The organism is Candidatus Symbiopectobacterium sp. NZEC127 (assembly GCF_025962675.1).
Taxonomy (GTDB): Bacteria; Pseudomonadota; Gammaproteobacteria; order Enterobacterales; family Enterobacteriaceae; genus Symbiopectobacterium.
Map to the genome: position 1 here is coordinate 533,014 of NZ_JAGFPG010000001.1, position 16,030 is coordinate 549,043.

At 56.0% G+C, this 16,030-nt stretch carries 22 protein-coding genes; 18 read left to right on the forward strand and 4 right to left on the reverse strand.

Features of this window, described 5'->3' with window-relative positions:
• Positions 1-72 precede the first annotated feature (72 nt).
• A complete protein-coding gene (locus tag J5069_RS02410) occupies positions 73-1,083 on the reverse strand; it encodes a phage portal protein (protein ID WP_264642346.1) in 1,011 nt (336 codons plus the stop codon).
• Positions 1,080-2,849, reverse strand: a complete 1,770-nt coding sequence (locus J5069_RS02415) for a terminase ATPase subunit family protein (protein WP_264642347.1) — start codon at positions 2,847-2,849, stop codon at positions 1,080-1,082. The genes J5069_RS02410 and J5069_RS02415 overlap by 4 nt, the downstream gene beginning before the upstream one ends.
• A gap of 139 nt (positions 2,850-2,988) precedes the next feature.
• Between J5069_RS02415 and J5069_RS02420 the strand changes: the two genes are divergently transcribed.
• From J5069_RS02420 to J5069_RS02470, 11 genes are all read left to right on the forward strand, one after another.
• The gene (locus tag J5069_RS02420; RefSeq protein ID WP_264642348.1) at positions 2,989-3,843 is read left to right on the forward strand and encodes a GPO family capsid scaffolding protein; all 855 of its coding nucleotides are present in this window, start codon (positions 2,989-2,991) and stop codon (positions 3,841-3,843) included.
• Positions 3,844-3,892: 49 nt separating this feature from the next.
• Positions 3,893-5,020: a phage major capsid protein, P2 family gene (locus J5069_RS02425; protein WP_264642349.1), complete on the forward strand. Its 1,128-nt coding sequence runs from the start codon at positions 3,893-3,895 to the stop codon at positions 5,018-5,020.
• Between the two features lie 3 nt (positions 5,021-5,023).
• Entirely contained in the window at positions 5,024-5,686 is a 663-nt protein-coding gene (locus J5069_RS02430; protein WP_264642350.1) for a terminase endonuclease subunit, read from the forward strand.
• Positions 5,687-5,777: 91 nt separating this feature from the next.
• Positions 5,778-6,281 (forward strand): head completion/stabilization protein, encoded by a 504-nt coding sequence (locus J5069_RS02435; RefSeq protein ID WP_264642351.1) that lies wholly within the window; start codon positions 5,778-5,780, stop codon positions 6,279-6,281.
• Positions 6,281-6,484, forward strand: a complete 204-nt coding sequence (locus J5069_RS02440; RefSeq protein WP_264642352.1) for a tail protein X — start codon at positions 6,281-6,283, stop codon at positions 6,482-6,484. Before J5069_RS02435 ends, J5069_RS02440 begins: the two co-directional genes overlap by 1 nt.
• Before the next feature lie 3 nt (positions 6,485-6,487).
• Positions 6,488-6,781, forward strand: a complete 294-nt coding sequence (locus J5069_RS02445) for a phage holin family protein (RefSeq protein WP_264642353.1) — start codon at positions 6,488-6,490, stop codon at positions 6,779-6,781.
• The gene (locus tag J5069_RS02450) at positions 6,768-7,256 is read left to right on the forward strand and encodes a glycoside hydrolase family 104 protein (RefSeq protein WP_264642354.1); all 489 of its coding nucleotides are present in this window, start codon (positions 6,768-6,770) and stop codon (positions 7,254-7,256) included. The genes J5069_RS02445 and J5069_RS02450 overlap by 14 nt, the downstream gene beginning before the upstream one ends.
• On the forward strand, positions 7,253-7,699 hold the full coding sequence (gene lysB / locus J5069_RS02455) for an Rz-like lysis system protein LysB (RefSeq protein WP_264642355.1): 447 nt from the start codon (positions 7,253-7,255) through the stop codon (positions 7,697-7,699). Before J5069_RS02450 ends, lysB begins: the two co-directional genes overlap by 4 nt.
• Entirely contained in the window at positions 7,584-7,826 is a 243-nt protein-coding gene (gene lysC / locus J5069_RS02460; RefSeq protein ID WP_264643704.1) for an Rz1-like lysis system protein LysC, read from the forward strand. Before lysB ends, lysC begins: the two co-directional genes overlap by 116 nt.
• Positions 7,789-8,244, forward strand: a complete 456-nt coding sequence (locus J5069_RS02465; RefSeq protein WP_264642356.1) for a phage tail protein — start codon at positions 7,789-7,791, stop codon at positions 8,242-8,244. Before lysC ends, J5069_RS02465 begins: the two co-directional genes overlap by 38 nt.
• Entirely contained in the window at positions 8,237-8,866 is a 630-nt protein-coding gene (locus tag J5069_RS02470; RefSeq protein WP_264642357.1) for a phage virion morphogenesis protein, read from the forward strand. Before J5069_RS02465 ends, J5069_RS02470 begins: the two co-directional genes overlap by 8 nt.
• Positions 8,867-8,904: 38 nt before the next feature.
• Here the strand turns inward: J5069_RS02470 and J5069_RS02475 are convergent, their stop codons facing one another.
• Positions 8,905-9,222, reverse strand: coding sequence for a BrnA antitoxin family protein (locus tag J5069_RS02475; protein ID WP_264642358.1), 318 nt, complete (start codon positions 9,220-9,222; stop codon positions 8,905-8,907).
• Complete coding sequence (locus J5069_RS02480; RefSeq protein WP_264642359.1) at positions 9,185-9,460, reverse strand: BrnT family toxin; 276 nt, start codon at positions 9,458-9,460, stop codon at positions 9,185-9,187. The genes J5069_RS02475 and J5069_RS02480 overlap by 38 nt, the downstream gene beginning before the upstream one ends.
• Before the next feature lie 159 nt (positions 9,461-9,619).
• Here J5069_RS02480 and J5069_RS02485 point away from each other — a divergent pair, with 159 nt between their 5' ends.
• From J5069_RS02485 to J5069_RS02515, 7 genes are all read left to right on the forward strand, one after another.
• Positions 9,620-10,261 (forward strand): phage baseplate assembly protein V, encoded by a 642-nt coding sequence (locus J5069_RS02485; RefSeq protein WP_264642360.1) that lies wholly within the window; start codon positions 9,620-9,622, stop codon positions 10,259-10,261.
• Positions 10,258-10,599, forward strand: a complete 342-nt coding sequence (locus J5069_RS02490) for a GPW/gp25 family protein (RefSeq protein WP_264642361.1) — start codon at positions 10,258-10,260, stop codon at positions 10,597-10,599. The genes J5069_RS02485 and J5069_RS02490 overlap by 4 nt, the downstream gene beginning before the upstream one ends.
• A 4-nt stretch (positions 10,600-10,603) precedes the next feature.
• Positions 10,604-11,512 carry a baseplate assembly protein gene (locus J5069_RS02495; RefSeq protein ID WP_264642362.1) on the forward strand — a complete coding sequence of 303 codons (909 nt, stop codon included), beginning with the start codon at positions 10,604-10,606 and terminating at the stop codon, positions 11,510-11,512.
• Positions 11,505-12,116, forward strand: coding sequence for a phage tail protein I (locus tag J5069_RS02500; RefSeq protein WP_264642363.1), 612 nt, complete (start codon positions 11,505-11,507; stop codon positions 12,114-12,116). Before J5069_RS02495 ends, J5069_RS02500 begins: the two co-directional genes overlap by 8 nt.
• A complete protein-coding gene (locus J5069_RS02505; protein WP_264642364.1) occupies positions 12,113-14,068 on the forward strand; it encodes a phage tail protein in 1,956 nt (651 codons plus the stop codon). The genes J5069_RS02500 and J5069_RS02505 overlap by 4 nt, the downstream gene beginning before the upstream one ends.
• Positions 14,068-14,697, forward strand: coding sequence for a tail fiber assembly protein (locus tag J5069_RS02510; RefSeq protein WP_264642365.1), 630 nt, complete (start codon positions 14,068-14,070; stop codon positions 14,695-14,697). Before J5069_RS02505 ends, J5069_RS02510 begins: the two co-directional genes overlap by 1 nt.
• A gap of 163 nt (positions 14,698-14,860) precedes the next feature.
• Positions 14,861-16,030, forward strand: coding sequence for a phage tail sheath protein (locus tag J5069_RS02515; RefSeq protein WP_264642366.1), 1,170 nt, complete (start codon positions 14,861-14,863; stop codon positions 16,028-16,030).

Here is a 16,030-nt window from a genome sequence, read left to right on the forward strand (position 1 = left end):
AATGAATGGGGTTTATTGTAAATAATCCCCCATTCATTTTCTAAAATGTTCTTTCAATTTTTATCGGTAATATCATATAGAATATGATTGAAACGAAATTACCTCCGTCCCAATCCACCCATTAACCTCCCGCATCCGCTCCTGCAACGGTGTCAGCTCATTTTTCACAAACACCTTGCTCGCCTTTTCAACATCCCCAAACCCCCCGGTGTTATTCGGGATAATCCCCATCATCTGCGGCGGCACGCGGTGCGCACTTAACAAATCGTCGCGGCTGGCGTTCTTGATGTTAAAGAAGTCGTCTTTGGTCGCCACCTCGCTAAGCGGCACGATCTTGATGCCGTCCGGTTTACCGTTGGGCGCGTAGAAAAACAGGTTCTTAAAATTCCCCAGCCCTTTCGTATTGCTCATCGCAGCGCGTAGCTTATCAACGTCGGTGCCGCTTTGCGCCGCGTCGGTCACATACATGATGTAACCCGCGTGCGCGCCGTTCTGGTAATACTTGCGCCGGAACAGGGTCGCCGACTCGTTCAGCCATGCCGAGTTTAACGAGCTGATATATTCCGGCAGGCCGTACATTTCCTGATTGATATCCGGCTCAAGCAGATGAAACACGCTACCCGGTTCAAAGCGGTGCGGCTCCTTGAATGACTGCACGAACCAGTAAACATCATCTTCTACCCCGCGTCGGGTATATTTGGCCGGGCTGGAATCCAGCCGTAAGATGCCGCCGGTTCTGTTCAACCGCTTTTCCAGAAAGGCATTGCCAAATACCAAATAATCCAGCACAAAGCGGCTAAAATCCTGCTGACTTAACAGCGGGTGGGGGATAAAGGTACTCACCAGAATGTTACGTTTCACGTAGATCGGTGAGCTGTGGTGCACGGCGGCACGCAGGCTTTTTGCCAGACCGCTAAAGCTGATCGGCGGCTCAATCCATTTGCCGTTATGGATACACTCGGCATAGTCCAGAATATCGCGGCGATCGAGAACGGCGGACGGCTCACCGAAGGTGAATGCCTGCATCGGCTGTGGCTCATTGGCTGGCGCGGCTGTTGACTGGCGAAACTTACGTTTTTTCATTCGTTAATATCCAAAATGCTGACAGGGACATGGCCGTTAATCGCGGTCAGGGGTTCGTTTAACAGCGCGTGCATGGTGGCCCATGCCACATCGGCGTGACTGATTTCCTCGCTGCGACTCGCTTCATAGGTGGTGCGGTTACCGCTGGCCGTCATGGTTTTGCGGATCGCCATAAAAGACTGCGTGATGTCGGTGTGACTGGTGTCGTACTCCAGCCTTCCGCTGGTGATGGTGTTTTTCGCTTTCAGCACCATGGCGGTTTTAATTTCCGGTGAGTATTTGATCTCACGCGCTGCCGGGAAAAATCCGCGTACCAGTTGGTAAACACCCTGGCCGATGCCGGTGGCGTCAATGCCGATGTATTCGACGATGTATTTTTCCGTCAGCAGCTTGATGGCGTCGGCCTGTGCCTCGAAATCCATGCCTTTCCACTGGAAGCGCTCAAGAATGCGAAATTTACCGCCCGGTGCCTGTGGCGGTGCCAGCACCACACAGCCTGCGCTGTCGCCCGTGTGTGACGGGTCGTAACCAATCCACACCGGCTTATAGGCAAACGGGCGCATCGCGTAGGGGTTGAAGTCTTCCCATTCTTCCAGCGCATCGACCATGCAGCGCTGCAATTCCTCAAACGGGAATACCGACGCCTTATCATCAACAAACTCACACATCAGCAGGTTCTGATACTCTGCCGGGCTGTATTCCAGCGTGAGCTGGTCAAGGTCGAACAGGTTACAGCCTCCGGCCAGCGCATCTTCCACCGTGACTATCTGCCGCCACTGACCATCCCCGCACAGCACACCGCCGGACAGGTTCGCGTGGCTTAAATCCAGATGGATATGGTCGTCCTTGTTGCCCCGCCCCTTGTTGAACAGTTCACCCGACCAGAACGGATAGGCACTGTGTGCCAGACTCGACGGCGTGGAAAAATAGGTTGATCGCCATTTCTTGTGCAACGACATGCCGCTGGCGACCTTGCGCAGTTCCTGAAACTTGGGTATCCAGAAATATTCATCCAGATACAGATTGCCGGTGTAGCTCTGCGCGGTACGAATATTGGTGCCGAGGAAGAACAGGCGCGCGCCGTTGGGTAACACCATCGGATCGCCTTTCAGGTCAACGTCAACCAGTCGGGCAAAGTCGATGATGTAGTTTTTAAACACATGCGCCTGTGCCTTACTCGCTGACAGGAAAATCTGATTACGCCCGGTGGTCAGCGCATCAATCAGCGCCTCGCGTGCAAAATAGAACGTTGCGCCAATCTGGCGCGATTTCAGGATATTGCGGATACGGTGCTGTAGCCCGGCCTGATGCCAGCCGCGCTGGTAGTCAAAAATTTCACTGAGGAAAATATCGTTCAGCTTCTCAATGGCGGCGTCACTGAACAGGTTCTTTTCAGGTGCCTTGCGCTCGCCCTTGTTACGGTTGCGCACGTTGGGATTAAGATCCGCCTCATTGCCTGTCTGGCTGTAGCGGTTCACCCGCGCTAAACGCTCAATCTGTCGGCCTAACAGGTCAATCTCTTTGTAGTCGTGCCCCTCCTTTTTGGTCTTCATGATGAGCTGAATCAACCGTGCTTCCAGACTGGCTTCAACACGCGATACCGGGGCGATAGCGTCCCAGCCGTCGCGCTGTTTCCAGCTCTGCACGGTCGGCGTTTTCTGGTTCAGCATTTCCCCAATCTGACGCACCGAAAAGCCCTGCCAGTAGAGCAAAGCCGCCTGTCGTCGTGGGTCGCTGATGATAGTGGTATCGATGGCTGTATTCATGGCTGCAAGGCTACGTCACCGCCGCACCTTCCTGCCTTAAGTGCCTGTTGTGCCAGCGGTTAGCAAACCGTGATTGATGGCGCGCCGGATGTTCACGCCGGATACTCGCCCCGACTTCCCGCAAACAACGGACGAAAAAATGGCAAAGAAAGTTTCGAAGTGGTTCCGCGTTGGTGTTGAGGGCGACACCTGCGACGGGCGTGTGATTGACAGCAACGATATTCAAAACATGGCGGACACCTTTGATCCGCGTGTCTACGGTTGCCGCATCAACCTTGAGCACCTGAAGGGCATGCTGCCTGACAGCCCGTTCCGCCGCTATGGCGATGTGGTCGAACTGAAAGCGGAGATGATTGAGGATGACTCTGTGCTCAATGGCAAGCTGGCATTGTTTGCCAAAATCACCCCAACCGATGATCTGGTGGCGATGAATAAAGCCAGCCAGAAAATCTATACCTCCATGGAGATCCAGCCCAATTTTGCCAACACCGGCAAAGCCTATTTGGTCGGTCTGGCGGTCACCGATGACCCGGCCAGCCTTGGCACGGAAATGCTGGAGTTCAGCGCCAAAGCCAAACACAACCCACTGGCAACCCGCAAAGCCTCCCCGGAAAACCTCTTTTCAGTGGCTACCGAAGTGATGCTGGAATTTGAAGACCTGCCGGACGTTGAGCCAACCCTGTTAACCCGCGTGAAAGCCCTGTTTGGCCGCAAGCAGTCCAGCGACGATGCCCGTTTTAATGATGTGCATGAAGCGGTGGCCGAAGTCGCCGGACAGGTGCAGGCCAACGCCGACAGCGTGGAGCAGCGTTTTACCCAGCTTGAGCAGCGCCGACAACAGGACATTGCCACCCTGACGCAGAAGCTGAGCGCCAGTGAGCAGCAGTTCACCGACCTCAAAGCCACGCTTGACGGCACCGAAAGCCTGACCCAGACGCGCCGCCCGGTGGCGACAGGTGGAGACGGTGAAGCCTCATTGCTGACCAACTGCTAACCGGGGCGCGGCCCCGCTATACCCTTTTTCAGAAACAACAGGAAAACCCATGCGTAAAGAAACCCGTTTTAAATACAACGCCTACCTGACCCAGCTTGCCGCCCTCAATGGTGTTGACGTCGAAACGCTGAGTAAAAAATTCAGCGTCGAGCCGTCGGTCACGCAGTCGCTGATGGAAGTGGTGCAGGAGTCCAGCGACTTTCTGACCCGTATCAATATGGTGCCGGTGGCCGAGCTGACCGGGGAAAAAATCGGCCTCGGCGTGTCCGGGTCGGTCGCCAGCACCACCGATACCTCAAACGGCGATGAGCGCGAAACCGCTGATTTGCTGAGTCTGGAAGCGCGGCAGTACAAGTGCGAACAGATGAACTTTGATTTCCATATCCGCTACAACACCCTCGACCTGTGGGCGCGTTTTCAGGATTTCCAGTTGCGCTTGCGTAACGCTATCGCCAAACGTCAGTCGCTGGATTACATCATGGCCGGATGGCACGGCGTGAAACGTGCGGCGACCTCTGACCGCACCAAAAATCCACTGTTGCAGGATGTGGCGGTGGGCTGGTTGCAGAAATACCGTAACGAATCCCCTAAGCGTGTGATGAGTAAAGTCGTTGGTGAAGACGGCGCCGTGATTTCTGAGAAAATCCGCGTCGGTGAGAACGGCGATTATTTCAGCCTCGACGCGCTGGTGATGGACGCGACCAACACCATGATCGCCGAATGGCATCAGGAAGACCCGGATTTAGTGGTGATTTGTGGCCGCCAGTTGCTGGCTGACAAATATTTCCCGCTGGTCAACCAACAACAACCCAACACAGAAACGCTGGCCGCTGATGTGATTATCAGCCAGAAGCGCATCGGCAATCTGCCTGCGGTACGTGTGCCGTATTTCCCGGCCAATGCGCTGATGATCACCCGCCTGGATAATCTGTCGATTTACTACATGGACGACAGCCATCGCCGTCACATTGAAGAAGTCGCTAAGCGTGACCGTATCGAAAACTACGAATCCATTAAACAAGATTACGTGGTGGAAGATTACGGCTGCGGCTGCGTTATCGAAAATATCCAGCTCGGTGAATTCCCGAAACCGCCGGAAGTGAAGAAAGGCGCTGAGCCTGCCGCATCCGGTGATGAAAAACAGCCTGAAACCCCAGCCAATAACACCGGAGCCTAAACCATGTTAAGCCCCGCCCAGCGTCACATGATGCGGGTGTCGGCTGCTGAGGCATCGCAGCGGGAGAATGATCCGCTGCGACAGGCCACCGGGTACGAGCAGATGCTGTTCCGGCTTGCGGCTGACAAACGCACGTTAAAACAGGTGCGCTCAAAAGAGCGTAAGGCCGAGATAAAAAGCGGACTACTGCCCACGTATGCGCCGTGGGTGGCGGGTGTACTTGCCAACGGGCGCGGCGCACAGGATGCGGTACTGATGACCGTCATGGTGTGGAAGCTCGACGCCGGAGACATGCCCGGCGCGCTGGAGATTGCCCGTTATGCGCTGGCGCACAAACTGGTGATGCCGGAGGGCTACACCCGCCCGACGCCGTACCTGTTAGCCGAAGAGGTGGCCGATGCCGCGACCCGCGCCCATACCGCCGGGCAGGCAGTCACTATTGACCTGTTGATCGACACGCTGATGCTGACCGATGCGGAGGACATGCCCGACCAAGTGCGCGCCAAGCTGCACAAAATCATCGGTCTGGTGCTGCGTGACAGCGGCAAGCCCGAGCAAGCCCTGTTTCACCTGAAACGCGCCTTTCAGCTTGATAGCCGAAGCGGCGTTAAAAAAGACATAGAGCGGCTGGAAACGGCGCTGCGCAAAGCAGCGGCCAGCCGTTAACCCAACGCGCCCCGCGCCGGGCGGCACACAGGCCGGAACGGTTACCCGTTTTCTGTGCCTGTGTCCACCGCCCACCTATTCAGAGGTTGTCATGACGACAATGATTTTCAACGCGAACGCGGAGCCACGCCCGGATGCGGTGGTTATTCCGGTGCCTGCGGAACAGGAAGCCGTGATCAAAAATACCTTTTTTTGGCCGGACGTCGAGCTCGCAGCACTGCGCAAATTGATGCGACTGGAGAACACCGTCACGCCAGAGCGCCTGCGCCATGCGGCATTAACCGCGATTTCAGAAGTGAATGCCGAGCTGTTCGAGTACCGGAAAATGCAATGGGGGGCCGGATTTACCACGCTGGCCGAGGTTCCCGCCGAGCAGATCGACGGCCAGAGCGAGAAACTGCATCACTATCTGCGTGCGGTCAGCACCATTACCACGGCGACCCTGTACGAGCGTTACCGGGGCTATGACGCCAGCGCCAAAGGCGATCGTAAAGCGGATGCGCTCGACGGCACGATTGATGAGCTGTGGCGTGATGCGCGCTGGTCAATCAGTCAGTTACAGGATAAGCCCCACTGCATCATCGGGCATATCTGATGGAGGTTATCGCGCAGCAGGGCGACACGCTGGACGCCCTTTGCTATCGCCACTACGGACGCACACGGGGTGCGGTTGAGGCGGTGTTATCCGTTAATCCGGGTCTGGCCGACTACGGGACCATTCTGCCCCATGGCACCGCCGTGACACTGCCCAATATCGCTACCGCCCCGGTGCGTGAATCCGTTCAGTTATGGGAGTGAATCGTGAACGAACCCGATAAAAGCGTTTTGTCTCTGTTTTTGATTGGTGCGCTGATCGTTGTCGGCAAGGTGCTGGCAGGCGGCGAACCCGTCACGCTGCGCCTGTTCATTGGCCGCACGTTGTTAGGTGGCTTTGTCTCGATGGTGGCGGGGGTGGCACTGGTGCAGTTTCCCAACCTGTCGCCCGTCGCCATTAACGGCATCGGGGCCGCGCTCGGCATCGCCGGTTATCAGGCCATTGAGTTGCTGATTAAAAGCCAGTTGGATAAGCGGAGGAAAGATCATGGCGAACAATAAAAATCTGACCGCCTTTCTGGACATGTTGGCATTTTCTGAGGGAACGGCGACGCACCCGCTGACGCGCAATAACGGCTATGACGTGGTTGTCACCGGGCTGGATGGCAAGCCGGAGATTTTCACCGACTACCGCGATCACCCGTTCGCGTCAGGTCGCCCGGCCAAGGTGTTTAACCGTCAGGGTGAAAAGTCCACCGCGTCCGGGCGCTATCAGCAGCTTTATCGATTCTGGCCACACTATCAGAAACAGATGGCATTGCCAGATTTTAGTCCCGCTTCACAGGACAAACTGGCGGTGCAACTGATTAGCGAACGCCGGGCACTGGCGGACATTGAGCGCGGCGACATCGAGAGGGCAATATCGAAATGCCGCACTATCTGGGCCTCGCTGCCGGGTGCGGGTTACGGCCAGCGGGAACACCGCCTTGATACGCTGATTCAGGTGTACCAGCAGGCAGGAGGAACGCTGGCATGATGAGCCCATGGCTAAAGTTTATGGCGCTGGTCATTGCGTGTTTGCTCTGCATCGTGGCCGTCAATAAATGGCAACTTTCCCGCGCAGAGCGCACGGTAAGCCAGCAGGGGATCGCCCTGAGTCAGCAAAAAGATACGCTGCTGGCGCAGTCCGCCGCGATCGGTACGCTGCAAAGCAACGTCCGGCGTAATGAACAGGCGCAGGCTGAACTGCGCATCAAACTCTCGCAGGCCGGGCAACTGGCCGCTTCCCGCGATAACACCATCACGAGGTTACTCAATGAGAATGCCGATCTACGTCGTTGGTATGGCACTGCTTTGCCTGACGATATTAAGCGGCTGCACCGCCGCCCCGCCTTTGACGGCCCCGACGCTTATTTACGTTGGCTGTCCGAAAGTCACGAGTTGCCCGATACCGGGCAGCAACCCGCAAACCAACGGTGACTTGAGCGCCGACAATCGCCAACTGGAAGGTGCACTGGTGAGCTGTGCGCTACAGGTTGAAACCGTCAAACTCTGTCAGGAGAAACACGATGCTGAAACCCAGCAGCTTGCGCCGCGCCCTGAGTGATGCGGTGCCGGTACTGAAAAACAACCCGGACATGCTGCATATCTTTATCGACAGCGGCGCGGTGGCGTCAACCCTTGCCCGGTCGCTGTCCTTTGAAAATCAATACACGCTGAATTTGGTTATCACCGATTTTACCGATGATATTGACTGGTTACTGGTGCCGATCAACGCATGGCTGCGGGAGAATCAGACGGATATCACCAATGACCCTAAAGGGTTTACCTATCTTGCGGATATTAATGATAACGGCAGTTGCGATATCAGCATCAGCCTGAAACTGACCGAGCGGGTGATCGTTAAAGAAGTTGATAAGACATTGCATGTGACCCATGCGCCAGAGCCACCTTTACCAATCCCTGTCGAGCGCCCGGTGTCACTGTATATCAATGACAAGCTAGTGAGCACATGGCATGAATGAGCTGAAACCCTTTGATGATGAACTGGCGGGATTACTGGCTAAAATGTCTCCCGCTAGTCGCAAGGCGTTAGCAAGAGATATTGCTAACGATTTACGTAAAAACAATCAGACCCGTATCCGTAAGCAAAAAAGCCCAGACGGGACGGCGTTTACCCAGCGCAAAGCGCAGGTCATCACCGTTCAGCGGGGAATGAAAATCCTGTGGAACGGTGAAGTGCGAAGTCTGAAAAACTGGCGCAAGCGTAAGGCCCGATTCGGCACCTTATTTACCGGATATGACACGGATAGGAAAGCCATCCGCTCATTTTACATCAGTGATATTCAGCGCTTTATTGAAGTGAAAAAAGAGCGGGTAAATACCCGCTCAGGTAAGGCCAAAGCCCGGATGTTTCAACAGCTTGTGAAGAATAAATACATGCTGGCCGTAGCATCGCCCAACGATGCAACGATAACATTTGCTAATAAAGCGCGGCGGGTCGCTGAGATCCATCATTATGGACAAGCAGATAAACAGCGCGGACATAATAAAGAAATTCAGTATCCTGAGCGTCAGCTTTTGGGGATAACGCGCGCGGATAAAGAACGGGTGAGTGATTTAGTGATTCAGCATTTGAGTAAATAAATTCGGCCCCGCGAGAGCGGGGCGACAATAGGGTATTTTTATCTGCGAAAATCAGGATGAGCAGCCAGCCATTCTTTTAATGCCTCATTCATTCGCGTTTGCCAGCCGGGGCCGCTGGCCTGAAAGCGTTCAATCACATCAGCATCATAGCGGATGGTTTTAGCGATTTTTGTTGGTGCTTTCTGTAGTCCCCGTGTTCTCCCAATCACTTTACCGCCCACTTTCATCACCGCACCTGACCAGTCATCGGCGGTGGTGAGTGGGTTATCATCGTCATGGGCAATATCGCTATCTTTTATCGCCTGTAGACGTTTCAGATCAGTTTGGATAGTGGTTCCAGTAGAATTTTTGCTCATGTTTATCCGCCTTTCTCATTGAAATGATATGGTCATCGTCACCGCGTGGCGTGTGAGCAACCATCACAACCACCACGCCACCCAGCAGGCCAAGCGTCTGATAACGCAATTCGCCATACTCATAGCGGGTATCTTCACGGGTGATCGTAAAACCCTCAAACACATGGGGCGCATCCCTGAAATCAATGCCATGTTTTTCCAGATTAATTAAACGCTTATTCTCGTCGTAGCTGACCATCACCCCTCCCTTTATGATTAAATTGTAGTTACGATATAGTGCGGCGTCAACTTTTTTTGTAACTACAATATAAGGCGTACTATAACGCCTGTGTTGTCTGGCAGACCAGCAAACCGCATTGCATTGCCGCGACTTGTCCCCGGCGGCATCCTTTCCCTTATGAAAACACAAGCCACCCTTACTGAACTCCAGCGCCTGCTGCGCAATCTGATCCGTGTCGGCGTCGTGACACACGTCAACACCAAAGACGCCCTGTGCCGGGTGCAGACCGGAGACATGACAACTGACTGGTTGAACTGGCTGACCCGTCGCGCCGGACGTTCCCGCGACTGGTGGGCGCCGTCTATCGGTGAGCAGGTGTTAATTCTGTCCATCGGCGGTGAACTGGATACCGCCTTTGTGCTGCCCGGCATCTATTCAGACGATAACCCGGCGCCGTCGGCCTCTGCCGATGCGCTGCATATCAGCTTTCCCGACGGCGCGGTGATCGAGTACGAACCCGAAAACGGCGCGCTAACCGTCAGCGGCATCAAGACTGCCGACATCACCGCCTCTGAATCCCTTACTGCCACGGTGCCGTTGGTACTGGTGAAAGCTGATACCCGCATCACGCTGGATACGCCGGAAGTGGTCTGCACCAACAAGCTGACGACGGGCACGCTGGAAGTGCAAAAAGGCGGGAAGATGCACGGCACCATTGAGCATAGCGGCGGCGCGTTCACCTCCAACGGTGTGCAAATTGATGATCACGATCACGGTGCAGTACAGCGTGGCGGAAGCTGGACAGAGGGGACACGATGAGCAGTTACATCGGCATGAGCCGTGACAGCGGCCAGACCCTCGGCGACCTTGAGCACATTCGCCAAAGCGTGCGTGACATTCTGATCACACCGATAGGCTCGCGCGTGATGCGCCGGGATTACGGTTCGCTCTTGTCCGCCCTTATCGACCAGCCGCAAAGCCCGGCGGTGAAATTGCAGGTGATGGCCGCGTGTTACATGGCGCTGCTGCGCTGGGAACCCCGCATTACGCTGACGGGCATCACGCTTGAATCGACCTACGACGGCAAGCTGGCCGTCGATCTTGTGGGGGTGCTGACCGATGGCCCTGCCTTTTCTCTTTCTGTTCCTGTGAGCTGACACCATGGCGACGATTGATTTAAGCCAGCTTCCCGCCCCTGACGTGGTGGAAGCACTGGACTACGAGACGATTTACCTCGAGCGCAAAGCGGTGCTGCTGTCGCTCTACCCGGAAGAGGAGCGCGCCGCCGTTGCGCGCACGCTGACGCTGGAATCGGAGCCACTGGTCAAGCTGTTACAGGAAAACGCCTATCGTGAACTGCTGTGGCGGCAGCGCGTCAATGAAGCGGCGCGCGCGGTGATGGTGGCGTTTGCGCAGGGGGACGATCTCGACCAACTCGGCGCTGATTTTAGCGTTACCCGTCTGGTGATCACCCCGGCTGACGATTCGACCTTGCCGCCGACACCTGCGCTGCTGGAGTCCGACAGCGATTTTCGGTTGCGTATCCAGCAAGCTTTTGAAGGGTTAAGCGTGGCCGGGCCAGTGGGTGCCTACCAGTACCACGGACGCAGCGCCGACGGGCGCGTCGCCGATGTCTCGGTTATCAGCCCCAGCCCGGCCTGCGTCACTGTGTCGGTACTGTCACGCGAGGGGGACGGCAGCGCCAGTACCGAACTGGTCGCCATCGTCGACGCTGCCCTGAACGCTGAGGACGTGCGCCCGGTGGCTGACCGGGTGACAGTGCAATCCGCTGAGATTGTGCTTTATGAGATTGACGCCACGCTGTACCTGTATCCGGGGCCGGAAGCAGAGCCGGTACGCGCTGCCGCCGAGCAGAAGCTGAAAACCTATATCAGCGCGCAGCACCGATTAGGGCGGGATATTCGTCGCTCAGCCATTTACGCCGCGCTGCACGTCGAGGGCGTGCAACGGGTTGAGCTGACGAAACCCGCCGCCGATATCGTACTGAATGAGGCGCAGGCGTCTTACTGTTCCCGCTATCAATTAGGGGTGGGCGGTGCCGATGAGTGATACCCGCCTGTTGCCTGTGGGCTCGTCCGCGCTTGAGGTCGCCGCCGCCACTGCCTGCGCCGAGATCGTCCGCGTACCGGTTCCCCTGCGTCTGCTGTGGAACCCGGATACCTGCCCGGTTCACCTGTTGCCCTATCTGGCGTGGGCGTTCTCCGTCGACCGCTGGGATGTGGCATGGCCGGAGAGCGTGAAACGGCAGGTGATCCGTGATGCGTTCTTTATCCATCGTCACAAAGGCACCATTGGCGCGCTGCGTCGTGTGGTGGAGCCGTTTGGTTATCTGATCCGCATCATTGAATGGTGGCAGAGCGGCGGAGAGCCTGGCACCTTTCGGCTCGATATCGGTGTGCAGGACAGCGGCATTACCGAGGAAACTTTTTACGAGCTTGAGCGGCTGATCGCCGACGCGAAACCCGCAAGCCGTCACCTGTTGGGCCTCAATATCACGTTAGACACACAAGGCGCGGCGTATGTGTCTGCCACGGTCTACGCTGGCGATGATCTGACGGTGTACCCCTATTTTCCCGAAACCCTCACCGTGTCCGGTCTGGATGTTCTCGGGGCCAGTATTCATTTCATTGACAACATGAGTGTAACCGCATGAGCGCAACCTATTTTGCCCTGTTGACCACCATTGGCGCGGCCAAGTTAGCTAACGCCACCGCGTTAGGTAGCCGTCTGAACATCACCAGAATGGCGGTGGGGGATGGTGGCGGAGCCTTGCCCACCCCTAACCCGGCACAAACCAAGCTGGTGAATGAAAAACGCCGGGCGGCACTCAATAACCTGCTGATTGATCCAAAGAACCCCAGCCAGATTATTGCCGAGCAGGTTATTCCCGAAAATGAGGGCGGTTGGTGGATACGTGAAATCGGTCTGTTTGACGATGACAACAACCTGATCGCGATTGCTAACTGTCCGGAAACTTACAAGCCGCAATTGCAGGAAGGCAGCGGCCGCATTCAAACCGTGCGCATGATTTTGATTGTCAGCAGTACCGATGCGGTCACGCTGAAAATCGATCCGGCGGTGGTGCTGGCAACGCGCGGTTATGTGGATGAAGCGATTGAGGTGCACGAAAAAAGCCGTAAACACCCGGATGCCACGTTGAAAGAAAAAGGTCTGGTGCAACTGAGCAGTGCCACCGACAGCGCCAGCGAAACGCTGGCCGCCACGCCCAAAGCCGTGAAAGCGGCAAACGATAATGCCAATGGGCGCGTGCCGTCTGGCCGCACGGTAAACGGTAAAGCGCTGTCGGCAGATATCGCGCTGGGTGCCGGGGATGTGGGCGCGTACACCAAGGCGGAAACCGACACCAAAGTCAGCGCAGCGACTACCGCCGCCAGTAATGCCGCCACCGCTGCGGCCAGCGCCAACACTAATGCTGAAAGCCGTGTGCCATTGGTTCGCAAGGTGAACGGCAAGCCGCTGAGTGCAGATATCACGCTGGGTGCTGCTGATGTCGGTGCCTATACCAAGGCGGAAACCGACACTAAAGTCAGCGCCGCTACGACCGCTGCCAGTAATGCCGCAACGGCGGCGAGCAACGCCAACACCAATGCTGAAAGCCGTGTGCCATTGACGCGCAAGGTGAACGGCAAGCCGCTGAGCGCCGATATCACGCTGGGTGCCGGAGATGTAGGAGCCTATACCAAGGCAGAAACCGACACCAAAGTCAGCGCAGCAACCACCGCTGCCAGTAATGCCGCAACGGCGGCGAGCAACGCCAACACCAATGCTGAAAGCCGTGTGCCCTTGGCGCGTAAGGTGAACGGCAAGCCGCTGAGTGCAGATATCACGCTGGGCGCGGCTGATGTCGGTGCCTATACCAAGGCGGAAACCGACACCAAAGTCAGCGCAGCAACCACAGCCGCCAATAATGCCGCGACGGCTGCGGCCAGTGCTAACACCAATGCTGAGGGCCGAGTGCCCGCCGGACGCAAGGTGAACGGCAAGCCGCTAACGGCAGATATCACGTTGGGCGCTACTGATGTGGGGGCGTTGCCGGTATCGGGTACTGCTGCCACCGCCAACAAACTGGCATCGGCGCGCACGATTAATGGTGTAGCCTTTGATGGCTCAACCAATATCACCTTGCCGCTCGATCTCCTTGTTGGTACCCCTGTTCCCTATCCCTTATCCACAGCACCTACGGGCTGGTTGAAATGCAATGGACAAACATTCAATAAAGCTACCTATCCACAGCTTGCGCTAGTGTATCCATCCGGTGTACTGCCGGATCTGCGGGCCGAGTTTATTCGGGGGTTTGATGATGGACGCGGGGTTGATACGGGGCGAACGTTGCTGTCAGCTCAGGGGGATGCCATTAGAAACATCACCGGAAAGTTTGCAAATAATGGCTTGGCTTGGGCAGAGGGCACTACATCGTCGGTGGGGGAAGGCGCATTTACCCGATTAGAGGGCAATATCCTATCTAATAATAATCTTGGGTCTGTTGGGTGCCAGTATACCTTCGATGCATCAAAAGTTGTCCCCACCGCAAACGAAAATCGTCCGCGCAACATCGCCTTTAACTACATTGTGAGAGCAGCATAATGAGCAACTATTCCACCACTATTGAAACTGCCGAATTAGGCGAAAACGGACTCAGCAAAAAGGCCGGATGGATCACTGTCTATCATGTCAATCAAGACACCGGTGAATACCAAAGCGCCAGCATGGAATATCTCATGTTTGGCGTGGGGCTACCCGCATACAGTTATCCCGATGAACCAGAGTTACCCGCAGCGGGGCAAGCACTACGTCGTGCGGCAAATGGCAAGTCATGGGAGTTCGTGCCAGATCATCGCGGTCAGATGGTTTACAGCATAGAGACGCGCGAGCCCTCGCTTATCACCACTATCGGTGAATTGATGGAAGGATTTACGCTACTTGAACCGGCAACCGAATTTGATGGCTGGAACGGTAAGCGATGGGTGACAGATGCAAAAGCCCAGCAGGCAGCAGAATTACAAGCTGCGCAGCAGGCGGCACAACAGGCGTTAACCTCACGACTTACCGTGGCAAATGCCCGTATTCAAACGCTGAGCGATGCGGTTGATCTGGATATGGCGACGGATGAAGAGAAAGCGGCGTTAACGAAATGGAAAACCTATCGGGTAATATTGAACCGTATTGATGTCAGCGCAACCCCAGATATCGACTGGCCTAAAGCGCCGGAGTAATCACCTTTTTGAAGCGAATACCCCACCTATACGGTGGGTTTTTTCTTCCCTTCTCTGTTGTGTCAGTTCCCAACATACCAGAATGACTCGCCTGTTACCGGGTGGCACCAGACAATAACGGCTCCCAACACGGCAATGTTGCCATTTGCTGGAGCCTGAATTTATGAGTGATTACCACCACGGCGTGCAGGTTGTTGAGGTCAACGACGGCACGCGCGTTATTTCCACGGTATCCACCGCGATTATCGGTATGGTGTGCACCGCACCGGATGCCGACGCGGCAACCTTTCCACTCAATACCCCGGTATTGATCACCAATGTTCTGTCGGCTGTCGGCAAAGCCGGAAAAAAAGGCACGCTGGCCGCTGCCCTGTCGGCGATTGCTGACCAGTCCAAACCCGTTACCGTCGTGGTGCGCGTGGCCGAGGAGGAAGATGAGGCCGAAACCCTCAGCAATGTGATCGGCGGCAGCGACGAAAACGGCAAATACACCGGGATGAAAGCCTTGTTAGATGCACAGGCGGTGACGGGGGTTAAGCCGCGCATTCTCGGTCTGCCGGGACTGGATTCGTTACCCGCTGCCACGGCGTTAGCCTCCATCTGTCAGTCGCTGCGTGCCTTTGGTTATGTCAGCGCATGGGGCTGTAAAACTCTGTCGGACGCCATCAACTACCGCGACAATTTCAGCCAGCGTGAACTGATGGTTATCTGGCCGGACTTTATCGCATGGGATACCACCGCGAACGCCAGCACCACGGCTTACGCTACCGCCCGTGCGTTAGGGTTGCGCGCCAAGATTGACCAAGAGACCGGCTGGCATAAGACCCTGTCTAACGTCGGGGTCAATGGCGTGACGGGGATCAGCGCCTCGGTGTTTTGGGATTTGCAGACACCCGGCACCGATGCGGATTTGCTGAATCAGGCGGGCGTCACCACGCTGGTACGCAAAGACGGTTTCCGCTTTTGGGGCAACCGCACTTGCTCTGACGATCCGCTGTTCCTGTTTGAGAACTACACCCGCACCGCGCAGGTGATTGCCGACACCATGGCAGACGCGCACATGTGGGCCAACGACAAGCCGATGACCGCGACGCTTATCCGCGACATTATCGATGGCATCAAGGCCAAGTTCCGCGAACTGAAAAGCAACGGTTACATCATTGATGCCGATTGCTGGTATGACGAAAGCGCCAACGATAAAGAAACCCTCAAGGCCGGGAAACTGTATATCGATTATGACTATACCCCCGTCCCCCCTCTGGAAAATCTCACCCTGCGCCAGCGCATCACCGACAAATATCTGGTGAACCTGTCCGCGTCAGTTAACAGCTAA

Coding starts and splice junctions, on each gene's coding strand:
- J5069_RS02480 (WP_264642359.1), bottom strand. CDS start 9,460: ATGGTCAGCTACGACGAGAATAAGCGTTTAATTAATCTGGAAAAACAT.
- J5069_RS02500 (WP_264642363.1), top strand. CDS start 11,505: ATGAGTGATACCCGCCTGTTGCCTGTGGGCTCGTCCGCGCTTGAGGTC.
- J5069_RS02465 (WP_264642356.1), top strand. CDS start 7,789: ATGCTGAAACCCAGCAGCTTGCGCCGCGCCCTGAGTGATGCGGTGCCG.
- lysB (WP_264642355.1), top strand. CDS start 7,253: ATGATGAGCCCATGGCTAAAGTTTATGGCGCTGGTCATTGCGTGTTTG.
- J5069_RS02415 (WP_264642347.1), bottom strand. CDS start 2,849: ATGAATACAGCCATCGATACCACTATCATCAGCGACCCACGACGACAG.
- J5069_RS02515 (WP_264642366.1), top strand. CDS start 14,861: ATGAGTGATTACCACCACGGCGTGCAGGTTGTTGAGGTCAACGACGGC.
- J5069_RS02410 (WP_264642346.1), bottom strand. CDS start 1,083: ATGAAAAAACGTAAGTTTCGCCAGTCAACAGCCGCGCCAGCCAATGAG.
- J5069_RS02475 (WP_264642358.1), bottom strand. CDS start 9,222: ATGAGCAAAAATTCTACTGGAACCACTATCCAAACTGATCTGAAACGT.
- J5069_RS02450 (WP_264642354.1), top strand. CDS start 6,768: ATGGCGAACAATAAAAATCTGACCGCCTTTCTGGACATGTTGGCATTT.
- J5069_RS02470 (WP_264642357.1), top strand. CDS start 8,237: ATGAATGAGCTGAAACCCTTTGATGATGAACTGGCGGGATTACTGGCT.
- J5069_RS02485 (WP_264642360.1), top strand. CDS start 9,620: ATGAAAACACAAGCCACCCTTACTGAACTCCAGCGCCTGCTGCGCAAT.
- J5069_RS02420 (WP_264642348.1), top strand. CDS start 2,989: ATGGCAAAGAAAGTTTCGAAGTGGTTCCGCGTTGGTGTTGAGGGCGAC.
- J5069_RS02425 (WP_264642349.1), top strand. CDS start 3,893: ATGCGTAAAGAAACCCGTTTTAAATACAACGCCTACCTGACCCAGCTT.
- J5069_RS02490 (WP_264642361.1), top strand. CDS start 10,258: ATGAGCAGTTACATCGGCATGAGCCGTGACAGCGGCCAGACCCTCGGC.
- J5069_RS02505 (WP_264642364.1), top strand. CDS start 12,113: ATGAGCGCAACCTATTTTGCCCTGTTGACCACCATTGGCGCGGCCAAG.
- J5069_RS02440 (WP_264642352.1), top strand. CDS start 6,281: ATGGAGGTTATCGCGCAGCAGGGCGACACGCTGGACGCCCTTTGCTAT.
- J5069_RS02430 (WP_264642350.1), top strand. CDS start 5,024: ATGTTAAGCCCCGCCCAGCGTCACATGATGCGGGTGTCGGCTGCTGAG.
- J5069_RS02495 (WP_264642362.1), top strand. CDS start 10,604: ATGGCGACGATTGATTTAAGCCAGCTTCCCGCCCCTGACGTGGTGGAA.
- J5069_RS02435 (WP_264642351.1), top strand. CDS start 5,778: ATGACGACAATGATTTTCAACGCGAACGCGGAGCCACGCCCGGATGCG.
- J5069_RS02510 (WP_264642365.1), top strand. CDS start 14,068: ATGAGCAACTATTCCACCACTATTGAAACTGCCGAATTAGGCGAAAAC.